The sequence below is a fragment of the Actinomadura fulvescens genome (assembly GCF_039533225.1).
GTDB lineage: Bacteria > Actinomycetota > Actinomycetes > Streptosporangiales > Streptosporangiaceae > Spirillospora > Spirillospora fulvescens.
In genome coordinates this window covers 45,828-63,050 of the sequence record NZ_BAAATD010000020.1, presented here as the reverse complement: position 1 = coordinate 63,050, position 17,223 = coordinate 45,828, and the positions used below count along the sequence as shown (strand labels likewise).

Sequence of the window (17,223 nt, the reverse complement as noted above, 5' to 3'; positions counted from 1 at the left end):
GTTCGGTCAGGACGTGACGACGGTGAGACGGTTGGTGATTTCGGTGGCGGCCGCTCGGACGGCGTCCGCCACCTCGTCCACGCGCTCGTCGGGAACGCGGTGTGACAGCGCCGCGATGCTCACCGCGGCGACCACCGCGTCGCCGGAGTCGCGAATCGGCGCGGCGATGCCCAGGACGTCGGCGTCCAGCTCACCGCGCGTCACGGCCACCCCCTCGGCCTTGATCGTGGCCAGCCGTTCGCGCAGCACGTTCGCGTCCGTCACCGTCGCCCCGGTGAACCGCGGGAGCCCGCTCTGCTCGATCACGTCGGTGATCTCGGCGTCGGACGCCCAGGCCAGCAACACCAGGGCCGCCGCGCCCGCGTTGATCGGCAGGACATGGCCGCGTTCGTAGGAGAGCCGCACCGGGTGGTCGGTCTCCTCGCGTTCCAAGCAGACCACCGTCGCACCCGCACGGCGGGTCAGCAGCACCGCCTCGCCGACCGTCTCCACCAGTTCCCGCATCACCGGGCGGGCGATCTCCGACAGCCCGATGCCCTTGCGGGCCAGCCGGGCGAGCTCGAAGACCCGCGGGCCGAGCCGGTAGCCGGCGGGCCGCTGCTCCTCTATGAAGCCGGACGAGACCAGGCTCTGCAGATAGCGGTACGCGGTCGAACGGGCGACCCCGAGCTGGTCCGCGACGTCCTGGCCGGTCACCACGAGCCGGGAGTCGTCGAAGAGCTGGAGGATGTCCAGGGCGCGGTCGGCGGTGGAGTTGCGCTCCCGATAACCGCTCGACCGGGCGGACCGCTGTCCTGTCATGCAGGAGACGTTACACGAATTGTAGGTATTCAACCCCGGCTCGGTGCATCACGCTCATGGCTCCGCGTCAGTGGCTCGTGATGGCCAGGACGGCGTTCTGACCGCCGAACGCCGCCGACAGGCTCAAGGCGAAATCGTACGAGTGGTGGCACGGAGACGTCGGGAGGACGAGGTCGGTGGGCTCCGGGTCGGTGAGGTTGACGTTGGGCGGCACGACCTGTTCGCGCAGGGCCAGGGCCGTGAACGCCGCCTCCACCGCCCCTGCCGCTCCCAGAAGGTGCCCGGTGACCCCCTTGGTCGAGCTGACCGGTGGGCCATGCGGCAGGTTCCGGGCGAGCAGCGCCGCTTCGAGCCGGTCGTTGACCAGGGTGGACGTGCCGTGGGCGTTGACGTAACCGACGTCGGCGGGGACGGCGTCCGCGTCACGGAGAGCGGCGTCGATGGCGGCCTGCGTGCCGTGGCCGTCCGGGTGGGGACGGGTGATGTGGTGGGCGTCCGAGGTGGCACCGAAGCCCGCCACGTACGCGTGGGGGGTGACGCCCCGGGCGCGTGCGTCGGCCTCGCGTTCGAGAACGAGCACACCCGCGCCCTCCGCGCAGACGAAACCGTCCCGGCCCTTGTCGAACGGACGCGACGACCCGGCCGGATCGTCGACCCTCTGCGAGAGGGCGCCCAGGCGGGCGAACCCCGCGACGACGGCCGGTGTGACGATCGCGTCCGTGGCTCCCGTCAGGACGACGTCATAGCGGTCGGCGGCCAGCAGGTCGCGCGCGACGCCGATGGCCGTGGCCCCGGACGAGCAGGCCGTGGCGACGACCATGCCGGGGCCGGTGGCGCCCACGAAGGCCGACAGCTGACCGGCGACCATGTTGGGAAGCATCTTGGGCAGCAGCAGAGGCGAGACGAAGCGCGCGCCCTGCGCCTGGAGGACGGCGTACTGTTCCTCGGCGGTCTCCACGCCCCCGGTGGTGTTGCCGAGCACGACGCCGACTCGGGCGCCGTCCCAGCTCGCCGGATCGAGTCCCGCGTCGGCCACCGCCTCCTGCGCGGCCACCAGGGCGAACTGGCTGAACCGGTCGGTTCTTCGCGCCAGCACCGGGTCGAGGAGCGCCTCGCCGTCGAAGTCGGGCACGCGGCAGCTGAGCGCGGCGGGAACCTGCCAGAGCAACGGGTCTACCGCCGCCATGGTCTCGGTGCCGTTGCGGACGGTGTCCCAGCAGACCTTGGTGCCGATCCCGGCAGGCGTGAGCAGACCGATGCCGGTGATCGCCGCCCGCGACCGCCCGGCCTGCGAGCGGTCGGCGTGCGAAGGGCTCAAGAGGGGACTTCCTGGAGGCCCTGACGCCGTGCCGCGAGGAGATCGGAGAACTGGCCGACCGTCAGCGACGCGGTCCGGGCGAGCTCCTCCTCGCTGAACGCGATCCCGAGGTGCTGCTCGACGAGCAGGCCGAGCTCGACCAGCGCGAGGGAGTCGACACCCGCGTCCTCCAGCGACGACTCCGGCCTGATGAGGCTCTCGTCCAGCTTCAGCTGCCGGACGAGCAGTGTCTTCAGCTCAGCGAACACGTCTTCCTCCGCGGTGGTCTCAACGTGCGCGACAGGGCGAGAATCTCACCGCGGTCACTACGGGTGTTCAGATGAATGCGTATAGTCTCACCATCCGATGGGGGAGAAAGCAACTAACCGTGGTCTCTCGGCAGGCGCACGCCAGCCCCAAGGAACGTGATCTCATGAAGGCCCCGCAGTGCGCCTGAGCTCGATAGACGACTTCACACCCGAACCGGGGCGTCTGGTCGAATGGACGGCCCGCGCGGGCATGGTAACCGGCGCCTCACCCGATCCCGCTCCGCCCTCGTACTCCCAGCGGTTCCACATCGACTGGCACAGGGCCAACGTGGCAGGCGGCGCCAGGCCTTCGTCGTGGTTGACGGCCGTCTTCGATCTCCCCGGTCCGCTGGACGCCGAGGCCATGGCGGCGGCGCTGGAACACTGGGTACGCAGGCATCCGACGCTGCTCACCTGGTTCCGGATGGACGACGGGCGGCCGCAACGATATGCCGTCCGTTCCGCCGACTTCAGCCTGGCTCCGGTGGCGGTGGGCACGTTCGACAGCGGCGCGGGCATCCGTGACTTCCTGCAGCGGCAGTTCGACTCGCGCATCGATCCGCTGACCTGGCCGCCGTTCGTCGTGGCCGCAATCGACCGGGCGGACTCGGCCACCCTGTTGTTCGCGGTCGACCACACGCACACCGACGGCTATTCGCTGATTCACATCTTCAGCGAGGTGCGCGCGCTGTACGAGGCCGAACGGGCCGGAACGCGCGCCGAGCTTCCCGAGGTCGGCAGCTATGTCGACTACTGCGCCTCGGAGGTGACACGCGCCGCCGAGATCACCGGTGACTCGTCCTCCGTCGGCAAGTGGCTGGAGTTCGCCCACGCGTGCGGCGGCACCCCGCCGGGCTTCCCCCTCGACCTGGGGCTTCCGCCGGGAGGGAGGGCCCCGGGTGTGTCCTACGCGATGGAACTGTTCGACGAGACGAAGGCCGGCGCGTTCAACGCCGCATGCGTACGCGCCGGAGCGAGGTTCTCCGGCGGCCTCCTCGCCGCCCTCGGCATCGCCAACCAGCGGCTCGCCGGACAGGAGCACTACCGCGGGCTCATGACCCTCCACACCCGCACCGAACCTCGATGGCTGGTCGCCCAGGGATGGTTCACCAACCTCGTGCCGGTGCAGTTCCCGGTGGCCGGAGCCTCCACGTTCGCCGATCTGCTGCCGAGGGCGCAGCTGGCGCTCCTCAGGGCGGCCAAGCTCAACAACGTCCCTTTTCACTGGATCGCCCCGATACTCGCCGAAAAGCTGAATCTCCTGGGCGATCCGCGTTCGGTGGTACCGATGACCTCGTACATCGATGTTCGCCGCGCCCCCGCCTCGAAGGACTTCGAGGCGGCACGCTTCCAGGTGGTCGCCGGGCACAGCGAGTTCGACGAGGTCTTCATATGGATCAATCGTGACTGGCACCGCACCACCTTCACCGCCGTCCACCCGGACACGTCCGTGGCCAGGCAGAACGTTCACCGCTACGCCGAGCTCGTGCGCGGCGTCCTACGCGAGGTGGCCGACAAGGGCGACGCACCGCTGTAGCAGCGCCGCACGAGGCGTCGAACGGTGAACGAGGACGACCGTCACCCGCGACCGGCGCGGTTCCGGGACTCGCCGTTCTTCCCGGCCACGGTGATCGTCCTGATCGTGAGCGCGGCGGCGTCGTTCTTCGCCGCCTCGTACACCTACGCGATGGCCGCGCCGACGCCGACCAGGATCCCCGCCGCAGTGGTGAACAGCCCCGACGCGGCGAGACAGCAGCGGTTCCTGACCGCGATGAACAAGGCCCTCGGATCATCGCTGCGCCTCGTTCCCTACCGCACTTACGACCAGGCGCGACGCGCTCTGGACGCGCAGAACGTCCTGGCCGTCGTCGACTTCCGCGACGGCAGGGGAACCGAACTGGACGTGTCAGGCGCGTCCGGCGCCCAGGTCGCCGAACTGCTGAGCGACGCCGCGCCCCAGGTGGCCAGATCGGTCGGCGTCCCGATCACCGTTCACGACCGGCATCCCCTGCAGCGCAGCGACCCGCGGGGCCTCACCGTCTTCTACATCTGCCTCGCCGCCATGATCATGGGCTTCATGGGCGCGGTGCAGCTCGTCACGCATGCCTCCAAACTGAGCTTCCGCGCACGGACCGGCTTCACCGCCGCCTACGCGCTGCTGGGCGGCTTCGGAATCTGCGCGATGGTGGACTGGGCGTTGCACGCGCTGGAACTCCCGTTCGCACAGTCATGGCTGATCCTGGCGCTGGCCATGTTCACCTCCGGCATGGTCTTCACGATGTTCCACACGCTCATCGGACGCTGGGCGATCATCCCGACGTGGGCGGTCATGGTGCTCGTGGGCAACCCGTCCTCCGGCGGGCCCGTACCGTGGCCGCTACAGCCCCAGTGGCTCGCGCAACTGGGACACTGGCTGCCCCCGGGAGCGACCGTCAACGCACAGCACACCGCCATCTACTTCCCCGGCCACCAGCACCTGCTGCCGTTCGTCGTTCTGACGGCATGGGCGGGCACCAGTACCCTGATCTCCTGGCGCAAGTCAACATCCTCGCCCCGCAAAGCAGAACCTCCGCCGCACGATCCGGAATCGCCGCCGCACGACCCGGAATCGCCGTCGCGTGACGCAGAGTCTTCGTCGCGCGTTGTGAATGCTTCGCGTTCCGGGCAGGGTGACGAACGAGCCCGCGGCCCTGCCGCGGGCCGCGCGTCTCACCGCACGTCAGCGGGCGAAGGCGATGGCCGTCGCGGAGCTGATGGCGACCGCCAAAACCACGATGACCACGGGTGAGGACAGTGGTCTCTGGCGCCTGCGTGGCTCGGCCTGTTCACGTTTGATCCGGGGTGGCGCGGGCGTGGCCTTGCGGGGCGCCGGGCGCCGGGGAGGGGCGGCCCTGACCGGCGGTGGCGGGGCAGGGGGAGGCGCCGCCACAGGCCTGGGGCTCGTGGAGGGGGCGGGTGGGGGTTTGGGCTTGGGTTTCGGCCTTGGTCTGGGCTTGGGCGGCTTCTTGGGCGGTGGGGGTGGCGGGGACGTGCTCGGCGGCGGTGGCGTGGGCGTGGGTTCCGGCGGAGGCGGGGGAGGGGTCTTGACCGGAGGCCGGCAGCAGCGGGGACGGTCGATGCTGACGCAGGCGGTGACGTCGGCCTCCATGTGGATGGTGACCTCGGTGCCCACGCAGACCGAGAAGCCGGGCGGTGGCGGATCGATGATCACGGACGAGGAGCTCAGCCCCGCGAACAGGCCGGCGGTGAGCGCCGCGGCCACTGTGACGGGCATGGTCAGCCGCTCCCGGGGATGCGCTGGAGTTCGTCGAGGATGGCGGTGAAGGCGTCCGGCTTGACGCCCAGCGCGCCGGTGAACGTGTGGGAGATGTCGAAGGTGAGGTACATGCCGATGCCCAGCAGCGCGGCCATCAGCGCCAGCGGCAGGATGCTCATGCCGCGCGGGCGGGCTCCGGCCAGGATCGGGAAGAGCAGGACGATCAGCCCGGTGAGCAGGGTGACGGCCAGCAGTCCGGGGGGCGGGGTTGTCTTGGCGTCCATGGCCCGCTGCCGCCGCGCGGAGGTGATGTCGGCGATGTCGTCCAGGACGGCGGCCTGGGTGTCCTTCTGGTCAGTGCTCTTGGCGGGGAACGCGGCGACGTCACGGCGCAGCCGTTCCAGCCGGGTCCAGCCGTCCGGGCTGAGCCTGCCGTTCGCCATCAGCCGCCATTCCTGCGTACGGACGAACTGGGCGTAGTCGTAGAGTTCGGATCTGACCCGATTGCTGTAGGTGGGGGGCAGGTCCGTGGCCGACCAGGCGCCTTCCACGATCGCCTGGCTTTCGGCGTAGGTGTTGAGCCTGGCCGAGTCGGTCGTGGTCCACGGGACGACGATCGCGATGGCGAACGCCAGCAGGAACAGAGCCGACAGCATGGCCCCGGTGTGGCCGGTGGTCGGCCCGTCGGGCGCCTCGTCATCGGTTCCGGAACGGACGCGCCGGACCAGCAGGGCGGCGATGATCACCAGGCCGACGGCCGAGGCGGCGGCAATGAAATAGACGGTCATGCACAACTACCTACCGTAGTTATGCCATAACCATGAGCTATCTTTGCGTATGTACTTGTGTTGCGCAGGGTTATTGTCTCGCCACAATGCCTGCTTCCGACACCACCGGCCGGGATATCACATCGCAGACATCTGCGTCAGGTCTGGAAAATCCACCATGTCACCTCTGCTCGGCACATGGCGGTACGAATATGGGTGATCCAAGCCCGCACAAGTAACCATTCCTTGAAGGAATCTTCTCGTTGATCTTGCGAGTGTGATTTGACTGGCCTGGGTAAGCCATGGCCTGTCGATCTTCACCGATTGGAGGTGAACGGAGATGTTCGTTTCATCGACGGCCGCATGTTGTGCGGCCGCCACAGTCGCACTTACGCTGACTCCGGGGAACGCGGAAGCGGCCGAATATGTCCCACCTGACAAAGAGCGACCTCCGGCGGCCTGGGAAGTCGAAGGCCCGGAGCGGGACGTTCAGGCGAAAGGCAGCCAGGCCCACCGCGTACGCACATCGGTCGCATGGCACAACCGCCGGCCGACGAACGCCCGGCTGCTGGCATCCCTTCAGCAGTCGGTGCGCCGCCAGCGGGCACGTATGGAAATGCATTGGCGACGACGCGCCGACCGCGCGATCGCCTTCGCGCTCGAACAGAAGGGGCGCCCCTATATCTGGGGCGGCACAGGCCCCCGCGGCTTTGACTGCTCCGGGCTCGTTCAGCAAGCCTGGCGCCGTGCCGGAATTTCGATCCCGCGGGTGGCCGCGGACCAGTACAACAGAGCCCGCCACCGTGTCGCACGCCATCGGCTCAAGCCCGGCGACCTGGTGTTCTTCAACCGGCTCGGACACGTGGGCATGTATCTCGGCTCGTCGAAATTCATTCATTCACCACGACCGGGACGACGCGTCAGTGTCGATCGCTTGAGGGGCTACTACCGACAGCGCTATGTGGGCGCCGTCAGGCCCGGTTGGCGACCATTGCCGGCGATCCCGTCAAGGCTTGGCTGACCCCGTTGTGCCGCGCGCCCGCTGCGCATCGGCCCGCGCGCAGCGGGCGCCGGTTCACGCGAACCCATTGGCTCCATTTCCGCCGCCGGGCTGATGTCGACGACCTTGACCTGCCGGTCGAAGTCCTCTTCCGTCACAATGGCGAGCTGGGCTGCGACGTCGGATTCGGCGGGGCCAACGGCCAACGCGACCAGCAGAGTGTCGGTGTCTTCCGCGGGGTTCATCACGAACGCGACGTCGACCTGCCCGCGTTCGATCTGAGAACGCGCGGTCGCCTCGTCCTCGACCACGACGGCGTGCACCGGAGTGCCGTGCAGGCCGTTCAGCTTGGCGAGGATCTGTCCTCGCGCCTGAACAGGAGCGACAACGGCGGCCGCAATCGTAGGCGCGGACGGAAAAAGCAGAGCCCCAACCCGTGCCGTGAAGAACCCGAACTGAACCAGCAGGACTGCGGCCACCAGCGCTCCCACCGCAGGCGTCACCACCGCGCGAAGGCCAAAGGGCCGCGAACCGGCGTCACAACACGATTCGGAACCGCTACTCATGGTGATGATCCTATGAGGGGCCGGGACGGCTGCCGCGAGCGGTATGGACGGCGATTGACGGGTAAGCGGTCCCAGCAATGCAAACAGAGGGGGAGAGATGGCAGAGCGCGCCGACGGCAAGGTTCTTCATCCAGGGCAGAAGGCCGAGCAGAGCGGAACCTACGAATGTGATTCCGGCTGCGGCCACCGCTGGAGCACCGACGTCAAGGGGCAGCGGCTTCCTCCGCTCCCCGACGACTGCAAGGGCGACAACTGGATTCCCGCAGGGGCCCCGCTGGACCGAGGCCCGGGCGCGAGTTCCGGATCGGAGAGCCAGCCCCAGGAGAGAGTCGTCCCCGGCATGGGCAGCGCCACCGAGGGATACGACTCCCTGGCAGGAGGCGGCACCCGGCACGGTGACCCACTGAGCGGCATAGAGAAGGCCGACTGACACTCGTACCCGGCGTCCACGATCTCGCCAGGATCGCCCGGGCGAAGCTAGACCGCGCGGCAACCGCCCTAGCCCGCCCCCGCGATCAAACCACCGCCCTCGATATCGAGTCGTGCAGAGCCGGATGTCTGTTCTCTGGTCCCCGGACCATGCGCGCCAGGCGACCTCCGGCTGCGGCCCGTTCCACGGCCCGGCATCACCGATGACCACCACCGGCCCGGACGTCGCCAAGCCAAGCACGGCCATCGCGTGACCAGTGCGGCCTGGAGATCGGCGGTCGCGCGCTGGCGTTCGCCTCCATTCTGCCGCCCGCCTGGCTCGCCGGGACCGCGACCCTCACGGTCGCCAAGATCCTGGAGAACATGGAGATCGGGCACAACGTCATGCACGGCCAGTGGGACTGGATGCGCGACCCGAAGATCCACTCCACGACGTGGGAGTGGGACAACGCCTTCCCCGCCGAGCAGGTGGAAGGGAAGCACTCCCACAATCCGCAACCACCGACGGCATCCCCAGCATGATCACACCACCGCCACGCCGCGGCAGTGCCACAGGGCTGCGCGCTGCACGGCCACGTGACGGCCGTTGCGCCTAAGAGCTCCTAACGCAAAGGGTCTAGCGCGGCCCGGGCAGCAGGCGGTGGCTGGGGAGCATGGGCCACAAACGACAGCCACCCCCGTGGATCGTGTCGGATGAGCCATGGACCGCACCCGCGGGTGATCGCGTCAGGAGCTCCAAGCGATACAGCGGGGCGGTACGCTTCCCGCCGCGCTGGAGCGGCTTCGTGTCCTGGTCGTCCAAGCCGACCGAGCGTTGTGCTGACCGGCTCAGGCGCGATCGTGGGCGGCGTCGTCCATCGGTACGGTCATCGGTCCGCCGCGCCATGACGGCGCGTCCCGGCGGCCGGAGCACACCTCGAAGGCGGCCCGGGCCAGCAGGCGGGTGGAGTCGAGCACTGGCAGGGGCGAGTCGTCCGGCGTGATCAGCAGCGGGATCTCGGTGCACACCAGGGCGACGGCGTCACAGCCCTTCGCCGCCAGCCTGTCGATGACGCGGACGTAGGCGGCGCGCGAGCTGTCGGAGAAGACGCCGTTGACCAGCTCGCCGAAGATGATCCCGTCCACGAGCGCACGGTCCTCGGCCCCGGGCACCACCGCCCCGATCCCGCGCGCGGCCAGCGTCCGGGGATAAATCTGATCGCCCATCAGGTACTTCGTGCCCAGCACACCGACCCGTTCGCGGCCCGCACGCGCCGCGGCCTCGGAGACCACGTCGGGAAGGTGGAGCCCGGGGATCGGCAGTTCCTCACCCGGCACCTCCAGGGCGATATGGGCGGTGTTGTCCGGGCAGACGAAAAAGTCCGCCCCCGCACGGGCCAGCCTGGCCGCGCTCAGCGCGAGCGTGTCCCGGATAGCCGGATAGTCGGCCTCGTCCCAAGCGTTCATGCTGCGCCCCATGGCGATGCAGTCCACGGTCACGTCCGGATGCTCATGCGGGCCCAGTTCGTGGAAGCCCTCCTGGCAGAACGCCCGGAAACAGAGCGCCGCGCCCTCGGCGCTGTGCGCCAGAATGCCGAGCTTCTTCATACCGAACCACCCCTTGATCTGTGCATTCACCTGCACAGAGGAAACCAAGCGGTGCCTTAATGCGCAATATACAAAGCGGAAGATGAGCAATATGCACGGTCGAAGGTCGGTGCGAGTTGGGAGAGTGGGCACTATGCGAAACGACGACCTCCTCGATGTGACCGACGCCCGCCTTCTTCTGGCCCTGGCCGACAACCCTCGCGCCACGGCCATCGCCCTTGCCGAGCAGGTGGGCCTGTCGCGCAACACCGTCCAGGCCAGGCTGGCCAAGCTGGAGGAGAGACGGGGGCTGGGCTCCTTCGAGCGGCGCGTGTCTCCCGCGTCCCTCGGCTACCCGCTGACCGTCTTCGCCACCGTGCAGGTCCTGCAGCGCAGGCTCGGCGAAGTGGCGGTGGCACTGACCGGCATCCCCGAGGTCATCCAGGTGCACAGCGTCAGCGGACCGGCCGACCTGCTGGTCTACGCCGTCGCGGCCGACACCGACGACCTCTACCGCATCGCCGGGATGATCCTGGCCATCCCGGGCGTCGAGCGGACGAACACCTCTGTGGTCACCCGCGAGATCGTCGGCTACCGCGTCACGCCCCTGCTGAACCGCCTCGCGGAAACCCGTTAGGCGGCCGATCCCCGCGGCCGAACGTCCCACCTGGCCGCTCCCAGACCCCGCGATGCTGATCATCGCCGAATGCTCCGACGCGCATTGCGTGAAGAGCTCAAAGACCCCCGCGTGACGAGCGGCTGTACCTAGAGCGCCCGCGTGACAGGCGCCAGCATGACCGATCGCTGCGCCACCCACGTGCCGACCGCCCACGTGCCGACCGCCCACCCGCCGACCGCCCACCCGCCGACCGCCCACCCGCCGACCGCCCAACCTGACGGCCGCCCACGTGTCGGCCGCCCACGGCCGGCCGCCCACCCGCCGACTATCCACCCGCCGACTGCCCACCTGTCGGCCGCCCACGTGCCGACCGCCCACGTGTCGGCCGCCCACGGCCGGCCGCCCACCTGTCGGCCGCCCAACCTGACGGCCGCCCACGTGTCGGCCGCCCAACCTGTCGGCCGCCCACGTGTCGGCCGCCCACGGCCGGCCGCCCACCCGCCGACTATCCACCCGCCGACTGCCCACCCGCCGACTGCCCACCTGTCGGCCGCCCACCTGTCGGCCGCCCACGTGACGGGCGGCTGCGTGCCGGACGCCTGTGCCTAGGGCGGTCGCGGTGAGGGGCGCTAGCGTCACGGGCGCAGCTGCGTGTCGGGCGGCCCGGTGTCGGACGGCCACGTGTCGGACGGCTGTGCCTAGGGCGGTCGCGGTGAGGGGCGCCAGCGTGCCGGGCGCCAGCGTCACGGGCGGCTGCGTGTCGGGCGCCAGCGGTTGCGTGTCGGGTGGTCACCGGCTCCGGGCCTGCGGATGCCGGGTGAGCCTCTCACACATCCCGGGCCAGGCCCGAGGCGCGGGAGGTGCAGGCGCGGCGCGGACGAGGTGTGGTCGCGGGCCTTGCCCTGCGACTTCCGGTGACAGATGCCGGGCGCGTCGAGGTCCGAACGGCCATTCGCTTCGTGCGGGACGGTCTGCGGCTGCAACGTGGGCCCAGGCCGTAGGCGGTGGAGGCGGAGGCCGCGCTGACGGCTTGTGGTTGCCAGGGTCTCGCCATGTGAGCTCCGCTGGCGTGCCGAGCCTTCGCCGCAGCTCAGGCGGCCTTGCTTGCACGCTCTCCTCGACGGCTTCCATGAGCCGCCTGGTCGGTCGGCGGGACGCCCGCGACACGTGCGGATTACCAGGCTGCGGTGGAACGTGTTTGGACACCTCGACGGGCTCGTTAGGTCGGCAGCTTGGTGTTGTTGTGGGGATTTGTCTCACTTATTCGCGCGGATGGTTAGGGTTCTGGGGCTGTGTGGGGTGAAGTTCGGCTTGGAGGGCGTATTGGCTTGATGGTTTGGGAACTCTTTTCCGTTGGTTGACCTGTCGGGGGGCGGACAAAACGGACGGAGTATTCGGATGCGGCGAGCGTGGATCGTGGTCTGTGCCCTGGTGCTGGTGACGGTGACTTCGGAGCCGGTTCGGGCTTCGACGTTGCGTTCGTACCCCGGGAGAGCGTGTGTGTTCTACGCACCTTTCGCTGGCATCGGCCATGTCGGATGGGCGGTGCTGGCCGAGAATGGGCAGTGGTACGGCGGAGCGACGGAAAGTACGGACGGCTGGCCTCTGCCGCCGGGGAGAAGCTGGCTTGCGGGGCCGTACGACTGGCCCCGATTGCTGGAGGTCTTCCGGGTCAAGCGGAAATTTTCCCCTTATCGGGCATTCCGGTGCCGCAATGTCCGCAGCCAGGGATCGGCGGCGGCATTGGCGAGGTTCCGCTCTCTGGTGGACGTCCCATACCACGTGTTCACCAACAACTGTCTGACTAGGACCGTGCGAACGCTGCGGGCCTACTCTAGTTGGTTCGGCGGTATGCATAGCGGAGTCGGAAAAACGCCATGGGAGTACTACCGCAGCGGTCTTAGCGCGTACGGCTGGGAACCCTCGCGGAGGTTGTGACAGAAGGCCCGGGCGGGGGAGAGCGCGGTTCCCCCGTCCGGGCCTCTGGTCTGTGCTAGAAGCAGGACAACAACAGGAGCAAGCCATAGCACTTGTAGACAGGCCCAGCGCCGTCACCGTGGTGGTGGTGACCACACCCGTAGTCTCGGCAGTCGCTCACGGCGCTGGCCTTTGACGAGGTGGCGGCGTTCGCCTGCGCCGGAGGCGTCGCGGCAAGGGTGCCGGCGAGAAGCCCGGCTGTCGCGACCGTCCCGGCAAGAAAGTGCCTTGTATTCACACTGCTCTCCTCTGTGTCGCAGCGGCTAGACGCTGTGCAATGCCCGCCCGACCACTGTGTGAGTTGATCTTTCACTATCAGTGATAAGCCGGAATTGTGCCGGGCCGCAAGCCTTGTCCGGTAGATCTTCCTTTGATTGTTCTTGTGGGAGGGCGCGTGAGTGCTGGCGAAGTGTGGGAGATGCCCCCACGGGCCATCCCAAAAGATGATCAGGATGGAGCAAATGGGTGGGGGCGAAACCACCCAAAAATACCAGTTGGTAGTCAGCAGGTTACAGAGAGGGATGTGAAGGGGTATGGTCGGCGTGAAAGAAAGTCAATGCCCCCGGCCGGGCAGGCGAAGCCGTGTTACAGCTCGCCACGGAGGAGATCACCAACGCGCTCATCGACTTGGAACAGCTAAGCGCCGCCCCCGTGTCTTGGCGTGCGCGCTGATGTGCCATCCGTCCCACAACGTTCCAGGGGAGCCCTCGCGATCCCAGGCTTGACATTGGTAACGGATCGTTCCCCCTGGGCCGTGCTAATCGCTGACTGCCAGAGGTGTCCGACCCCCCGACGTACGTTCCGGCCGCCACCGGGGCCGTCGCTTATCGGTTCACCTGGACGGAACATCAGATAGACATTACTCACCACACGGTGAGATTGCCGGGTCATGTGCAGAACCCGAACCGATGCCCACTCCCGGAGGAAGGGCGTATTGCCCACGCCCTTCCTCCCCATGGAATTGGCCGCCCCCTACAACCGGTGTGCACCCACCGTGGGGCGGCCTTCGGCAAGCTTCCAAACCGGGTGTCGTTTCGGGTGCTGCCCTTCAACGATCCGGCTGCTTCGTGCCGAGCAGCTGAATCGAAATCGGTGCTCAGCTGGGCAGGCGGCAGCACCCGGCGGAGCTGGGCATCGTGACGCGGTCTGATCAGCCCGCCTCCTCCAGGGAGGACCTTCTTGCTGGACGGGCGTTCTAGGGCCTGTCCCATGATCATGTGATCGGACAGTCAGTCCTTAAGGGGTTGGGGGCACGGGGCCGGAGAGACTGCGAACGTGCGCGGATGCTAGCTTCCTTCCCCGTGATGGAACATCAGGACGACATCAGGGCGGCCTACGACGGGGTCGTCGAGCTGTATGCGTCGATGTTCGCTAATCGGTTGGAGACGCAGCCGTTCTCGCGGAACATGATCGGTACCTTTGCCGAGCTGGTGCGCGGGACGGGGAACCTGCGGGCAGTCGACGTCGGGTGCGGGCCTGGACATCTGACGGCCATGCTGCACGATCTGGGGCTGGATGCCTTCGGGCTCGACCTCTCCCCGGGCATGGTCGACCACGCCCGGCGGGCCCATCCGGCGCTGCGGTTTGATGAGGCGCGGATGGAGGCCCTACCGGTCGAGGACGGCGCGCTCGGCGGTGTGCTGGCCCACTACGCGATGATCCACACCCCTCCTGGGGAATTGCCCGCGCTGCTTGCCGAGCAGGTGCGTGTCCTGGCACCGGGCGGCCTGCTCCTGGTCTCGTTCTTCGCGACCGACGGCCCGGAGCCGGTCCGCTTCGACCACAAGGTGACGCCCGCCTATAGCTGGCCAGTGGACCGGTTCACCGAGTTGCTCGCCGGGGCCGGGCTCGTCCCGTTCGCCCGGCTGCTCCACGACCCGGCCTCCGAGCGGGGCTTCCTCGACGCCCACTTGCTGGCCCGCCTCCCCTAGATCGTGCCCGTGGTCTTTGGGGGCGGTTTGGTGTAGATCATCTTTGTGGATGAGGAACGTCTGAAGCGTCATGATCTTACGGATGCGGAGTGGCTGCTGTTGGAGCCGCTGCTGCCGCTGCAGACCGTGCATGGAGCTCGTTGGAATGATCATCGGACGGTGATGAACGGGATCTTCCATCGGACGCGTACGGCCACGCCGTGGCGTGACCTGGCGCTCTGTTATGGCAGGTGGAAGACGGTCTACAACCGGCATCGCCGGTGGTCGCTGGATGGGACGTGGGAGCGGATCCTGGACGGGCTGCGGGCGGGCTGCGACGAGATCGAGGGCGAGGATTGGACGGTCAGCGCGGACTCGACTGTGGTCCGCGCGCACCAGCACGCGGCCGGGGCGCGGCACGCTCCGGCCGTCGACCTGCCTTCAAAGGGGCTTGTAAGGGATCATGAAGTGACGTCGGCGGGCCGGGAGGCCCTGGGACGGTCACGGGGCGGGCTGTCCACAAAGATTCACCTGGTGGCCGATCGGCGGTGCCGACCGATCAGCCGGATCCTCACCCCGGGCCAGCACGCGGACTGCCCGAAGTTCATCCCGCTGCTGAAGTCCATCCGCATCCCGCGCCGTGGCCCTGGACGACCCCGCAACCGGCCGGCCCGGGCGATGGCCGACAAGGCCTACTCCTCTCGCACCAACCGCCGCTACCTGCGCAAACGCAACATCAAGGCCGTCATCCCGATGAAGAAGGACCAGGCCGCCAACCGCACGAGACTCGGCTCCAAAGGCGGCAGGCCCCCGGTCTTCGACCGGGAGGCCTACAAAGAACGCAACACCGTCGAGCGCTGCGTGAACAAACTCCGCCAGCATCGTGCCGTGGCCACTCGCTACGACAAACGACAACGCATCTACCAGGGCACCATCGACGTCGCCTCGATCCGCATCTGGCTCCGCGACCCCGTCACATGATCACGGGACACGGCCTAGTTCGCGGATGAGTTGGCGTTTGCGTCGTTGGGGTGCGAGGCGGTCGTGGTAGCCGGTCGCGCCTGCCGACCGGGCGGCGATGACCAAGGCCAGGTCGAGGACGTTTGCGGCCGAGCCCACCAGCGCTCCGGCGTAGGCCTTGTCGGCCCCAGGCGCAGGCCATCTGGGGCTGATCTGCGCGGAGCTGGAAGTACAGGCCCGGAGCGGCGTCGCGGTCCTGGACGACGCGGCGTGACCACTTCTACCGCCACAACCGCGCCCAGCACGCCGAGCGGCAAAACACGCGTCCCGACGAGCGCGGGCCGCCAACCACACGCCGGACAAATCCGTCAGCCCGCACACCAGCAGCCGACAACCCGCCCGCGACCGCTCCCGGCCCGCCACACCAGCGGCCAGCAGCCCCGCGCGCGACCGCTCCAGCTCCCCGCACACCAGCGGTCGGCAGCCGCGCCCGTGCCCGTTCCCGGCCTGCCGCACACCAGCAGCCGACAGCCCCGTCCGCGACCGCTCCCGGCCCGCCGTACATCAGCGGTCGGCAGCCGCGTCCGTGACCGGTTGCGGCTCGCCGTACATCAGCGGTCGGCAGCCGCGTCCGTGACCGGTTGCGGCTCGCCGTACATCAGCGGTCGGCAGCCGCGTCCGTGACCGGTTGCGGCTCGCCGTACATCAGCGGTCGGCAGCCGCGTCCGCGACCGTTCCCGGCCCGCTACACATCAGCGGTCGGCAACCCTGCCCGCGACTGTTCCCGGCCCGCTACACATCAGCAGCCGGCAGTCCCTGCCCGCGACCGCTTGCGGGCGCCGTACATCAGCGGTCGGCAGCCCCGCCCGTGACCGGTTGCGGACCGCTGTACATCAGCGGCCAGCAGCCGTGCCCGCGACCGCTCGCGGGCCGCTGCACATCAGCAGGCGGCACTCCTGCCCGCGACCGCTTCCGGCCCGCCGCACACCAGCAGCCGACAACCCTTGCCCGCGACCGTTCCCGGCCCGCTGCACATCAGCGGTCGGCAGCCCCGCCCGTGACCGCTTCCGGGCCGCCCACACCAGCGGTAGGCAACCCCGCCTGCGTCCGCTTGCGGGCCGCCGTACATCAGCGAGTCCGCGGCCGTGTCCGCGGCCGCTTGCGGGCCGCCCACATCAGCCGGGCGGCAGCCTCGCCTGCGACCGGTTGCGGGCCGCTGCACATCAGCGGTCGGGAGCCCTGCGGCCGCTTGCGGGTCGCCGTACGCCAGCAGCCTGTGCCCCAGGAAGACCCGCAGCCTCTTAACCACGATCGCCGTTCTTGGACGTCTTGTGTGGGATGTCGGCGTTTGCGGGATACGCGCGTGGATCCGCCAGTGAACCTGCTGGCTAGTCCGCCGACTCTTTCAGGACCGCGAGCGATGTCGTGTACGTGGGCTGGGGCTTTTGGCCGGTTCGCATGTTGCTGATCGTCGCGTGCTTGGGGGAGCTCGGGATGGAGCTGCTCAGGAGATCCGCCACCGTGATCCCTCGGAGCTCGTTGACGACGGCCCCGACTCCCGGGTCGGTGGTGTTCATCTTCCCCAGCACCCCGAGCTGCTGCAGCGGGTTCACGCGGGTGAACTCGGTGAGCATGGCGGCCAGCCGGTTGGGATCGGCCTGTTGTGGCGCGGTGGCGGCCGACGTCGTGGCGGGTAGCGCCGTGGTGACCACCGCGGTGGTCAGCAGCAGGCCCGCCGCACGAAGGGAACCCTTCATTCCGGTGCTT

Annotated in this window: 18 protein-coding genes; 9 read left to right on the top strand and 9 right to left on the bottom strand. The window is 68.7% G+C overall.

The features are described from left to right. Positions 1–6 precede the first annotated feature (6 nt). The 3 genes from ABD333_RS43755 to ABD333_RS43745 form a co-directional block, all read right to left on the bottom strand. Positions 7–801 carry an IclR family transcriptional regulator gene (locus tag ABD333_RS43755; protein ID WP_344548643.1) on the bottom strand — a complete coding sequence of 265 codons (795 nt, stop codon included), beginning with the start codon at positions 799–801 and terminating at the stop codon, positions 7–9. 67 nt (positions 802–868) lie between these two features. Further along, the gene (locus ABD333_RS43750; protein ID WP_344548641.1) at positions 869–2,119 is read right to left on the bottom strand and encodes a beta-ketoacyl-[acyl-carrier-protein] synthase family protein; all 1,251 of its coding nucleotides are present in this window, start codon (positions 2,117–2,119) and stop codon (positions 869–871) included. Next, a complete protein-coding gene (locus ABD333_RS43745) occupies positions 2,116–2,367 on the bottom strand; it encodes an acyl carrier protein (protein WP_344548639.1) in 252 nt (83 codons plus the stop codon). The genes ABD333_RS43750 and ABD333_RS43745 overlap by 4 nt, the downstream gene beginning before the upstream one ends. Before the next feature lie 178 nt (positions 2,368–2,545). Between ABD333_RS43745 and ABD333_RS43740 the strand changes: the two genes are divergently transcribed. Together ABD333_RS43740 and ABD333_RS43735 are read left to right on the top strand one after the other, a co-directional pair. Then, complete coding sequence (locus ABD333_RS43740) at positions 2,546–3,943, top strand: condensation domain-containing protein (protein WP_344548637.1); 1,398 nt, start codon at positions 2,546–2,548, stop codon at positions 3,941–3,943. Between the two features lie 24 nt (positions 3,944–3,967). Continuing rightward, on the top strand, positions 3,968–5,194 hold the full coding sequence (locus ABD333_RS43735; RefSeq protein WP_344548635.1) for an ABC-2 transporter permease: 1,227 nt from the start codon (positions 3,968–3,970) through the stop codon (positions 5,192–5,194). On the opposite strand, the gene ABD333_RS43730 is transcribed toward ABD333_RS43735, so the two are convergent. Beyond that, positions 5,126–5,680, bottom strand: coding sequence for a hypothetical protein (locus ABD333_RS43730; RefSeq protein ID WP_344548633.1), 555 nt, complete (start codon positions 5,678–5,680; stop codon positions 5,126–5,128). The genes ABD333_RS43735 and ABD333_RS43730 overlap by 69 nt on opposite strands. A gap of 2 nt (positions 5,681–5,682) precedes the next feature. Further along, on the bottom strand, positions 5,683–6,450 hold the full coding sequence (locus tag ABD333_RS43725; protein ID WP_344548631.1) for a bestrophin-like domain: 768 nt from the start codon (positions 6,448–6,450) through the stop codon (positions 5,683–5,685). A 319-nt stretch (positions 6,451–6,769) separates the two neighbouring features. On the opposite strand from ABD333_RS43725, the gene ABD333_RS43720 reads away from it, so the two are divergent. Then, a complete protein-coding gene (locus tag ABD333_RS43720; RefSeq protein ID WP_344548628.1) occupies positions 6,770–7,450 on the top strand; it encodes a C40 family peptidase in 681 nt (226 codons plus the stop codon). Here the strand turns inward: ABD333_RS43720 and ABD333_RS43715 are convergent. Beyond that, positions 7,387–7,995, bottom strand: coding sequence for a hypothetical protein (locus ABD333_RS43715; protein WP_344548626.1), 609 nt, complete (start codon positions 7,993–7,995; stop codon positions 7,387–7,389). The two genes, ABD333_RS43720 and ABD333_RS43715, sit on opposite strands and share 64 nt — an antisense overlap. A gap of 97 nt (positions 7,996–8,092) precedes the next feature. Here ABD333_RS43715 and ABD333_RS43710 point away from each other — a divergent pair, with 97 nt between their 5' ends. Beyond that, positions 8,093–8,425 (top strand): hypothetical protein, encoded by a 333-nt coding sequence (locus tag ABD333_RS43710; RefSeq protein ID WP_344548624.1) that lies wholly within the window; start codon positions 8,093–8,095, stop codon positions 8,423–8,425. Positions 8,426–8,787: 362 nt separating this feature from the next. After that, on the top strand, positions 8,788–8,946 hold the full coding sequence (locus tag ABD333_RS47750; RefSeq protein ID WP_410558243.1) for a hypothetical protein: 159 nt from the start codon (positions 8,788–8,790) through the stop codon (positions 8,944–8,946). Positions 8,947–9,252: 306 nt separating this feature from the next. Here the strand turns inward: ABD333_RS47750 and ABD333_RS43700 are convergent, their stop codons facing one another. Beyond that, on the bottom strand, positions 9,253–10,041 hold the full coding sequence (locus ABD333_RS43700; RefSeq protein ID WP_344548622.1) for an aspartate/glutamate racemase family protein: 789 nt from the start codon (positions 10,039–10,041) through the stop codon (positions 9,253–9,255). A 103-nt stretch (positions 10,042–10,144) separates the two neighbouring features. Between ABD333_RS43700 and ABD333_RS43695 the strand changes: the two genes are divergently transcribed. From ABD333_RS43695 to ABD333_RS43680, 4 genes are all read left to right on the top strand, one after another. Then, positions 10,145–10,627, top strand: a complete 483-nt coding sequence (locus ABD333_RS43695) for an Lrp/AsnC family transcriptional regulator (RefSeq protein ID WP_344548620.1) — start codon at positions 10,145–10,147, stop codon at positions 10,625–10,627. A 156-nt stretch (positions 10,628–10,783) separates the two neighbouring features. Continuing rightward, positions 10,784–11,218: a hypothetical protein gene (locus ABD333_RS43690; RefSeq protein WP_344548618.1), complete on the top strand. Its 435-nt coding sequence runs from the start codon at positions 10,784–10,786 to the stop codon at positions 11,216–11,218. Positions 11,219–13,887: 2,669 nt separating this feature from the next. Beyond that, positions 13,888–14,517 (top strand): class I SAM-dependent methyltransferase, encoded by a 630-nt coding sequence (locus ABD333_RS43685; protein ID WP_344548616.1) that lies wholly within the window; start codon positions 13,888–13,890, stop codon positions 14,515–14,517. A gap of 60 nt (positions 14,518–14,577) precedes the next feature. After that, entirely contained in the window at positions 14,578–15,477 is a 900-nt protein-coding gene (locus ABD333_RS43680) for an IS5 family transposase (protein ID WP_344548765.1), read from the top strand. Here ABD333_RS43680 and ABD333_RS43675 read toward each other — a convergent pair whose 3' ends face one another. Continuing rightward, positions 15,478–15,615: a hypothetical protein gene (locus tag ABD333_RS43675; RefSeq protein WP_344548614.1), complete on the bottom strand. Its 138-nt coding sequence runs from the start codon at positions 15,613–15,615 to the stop codon at positions 15,478–15,480. Positions 15,616–16,844: 1,229 nt separating this feature from the next. Then, positions 16,845–17,213, bottom strand: a complete 369-nt coding sequence (locus tag ABD333_RS43670) for a hypothetical protein (protein ID WP_344548612.1) — start codon at positions 17,211–17,213, stop codon at positions 16,845–16,847. Positions 17,214–17,223: the final 10 nt, after the last annotated feature.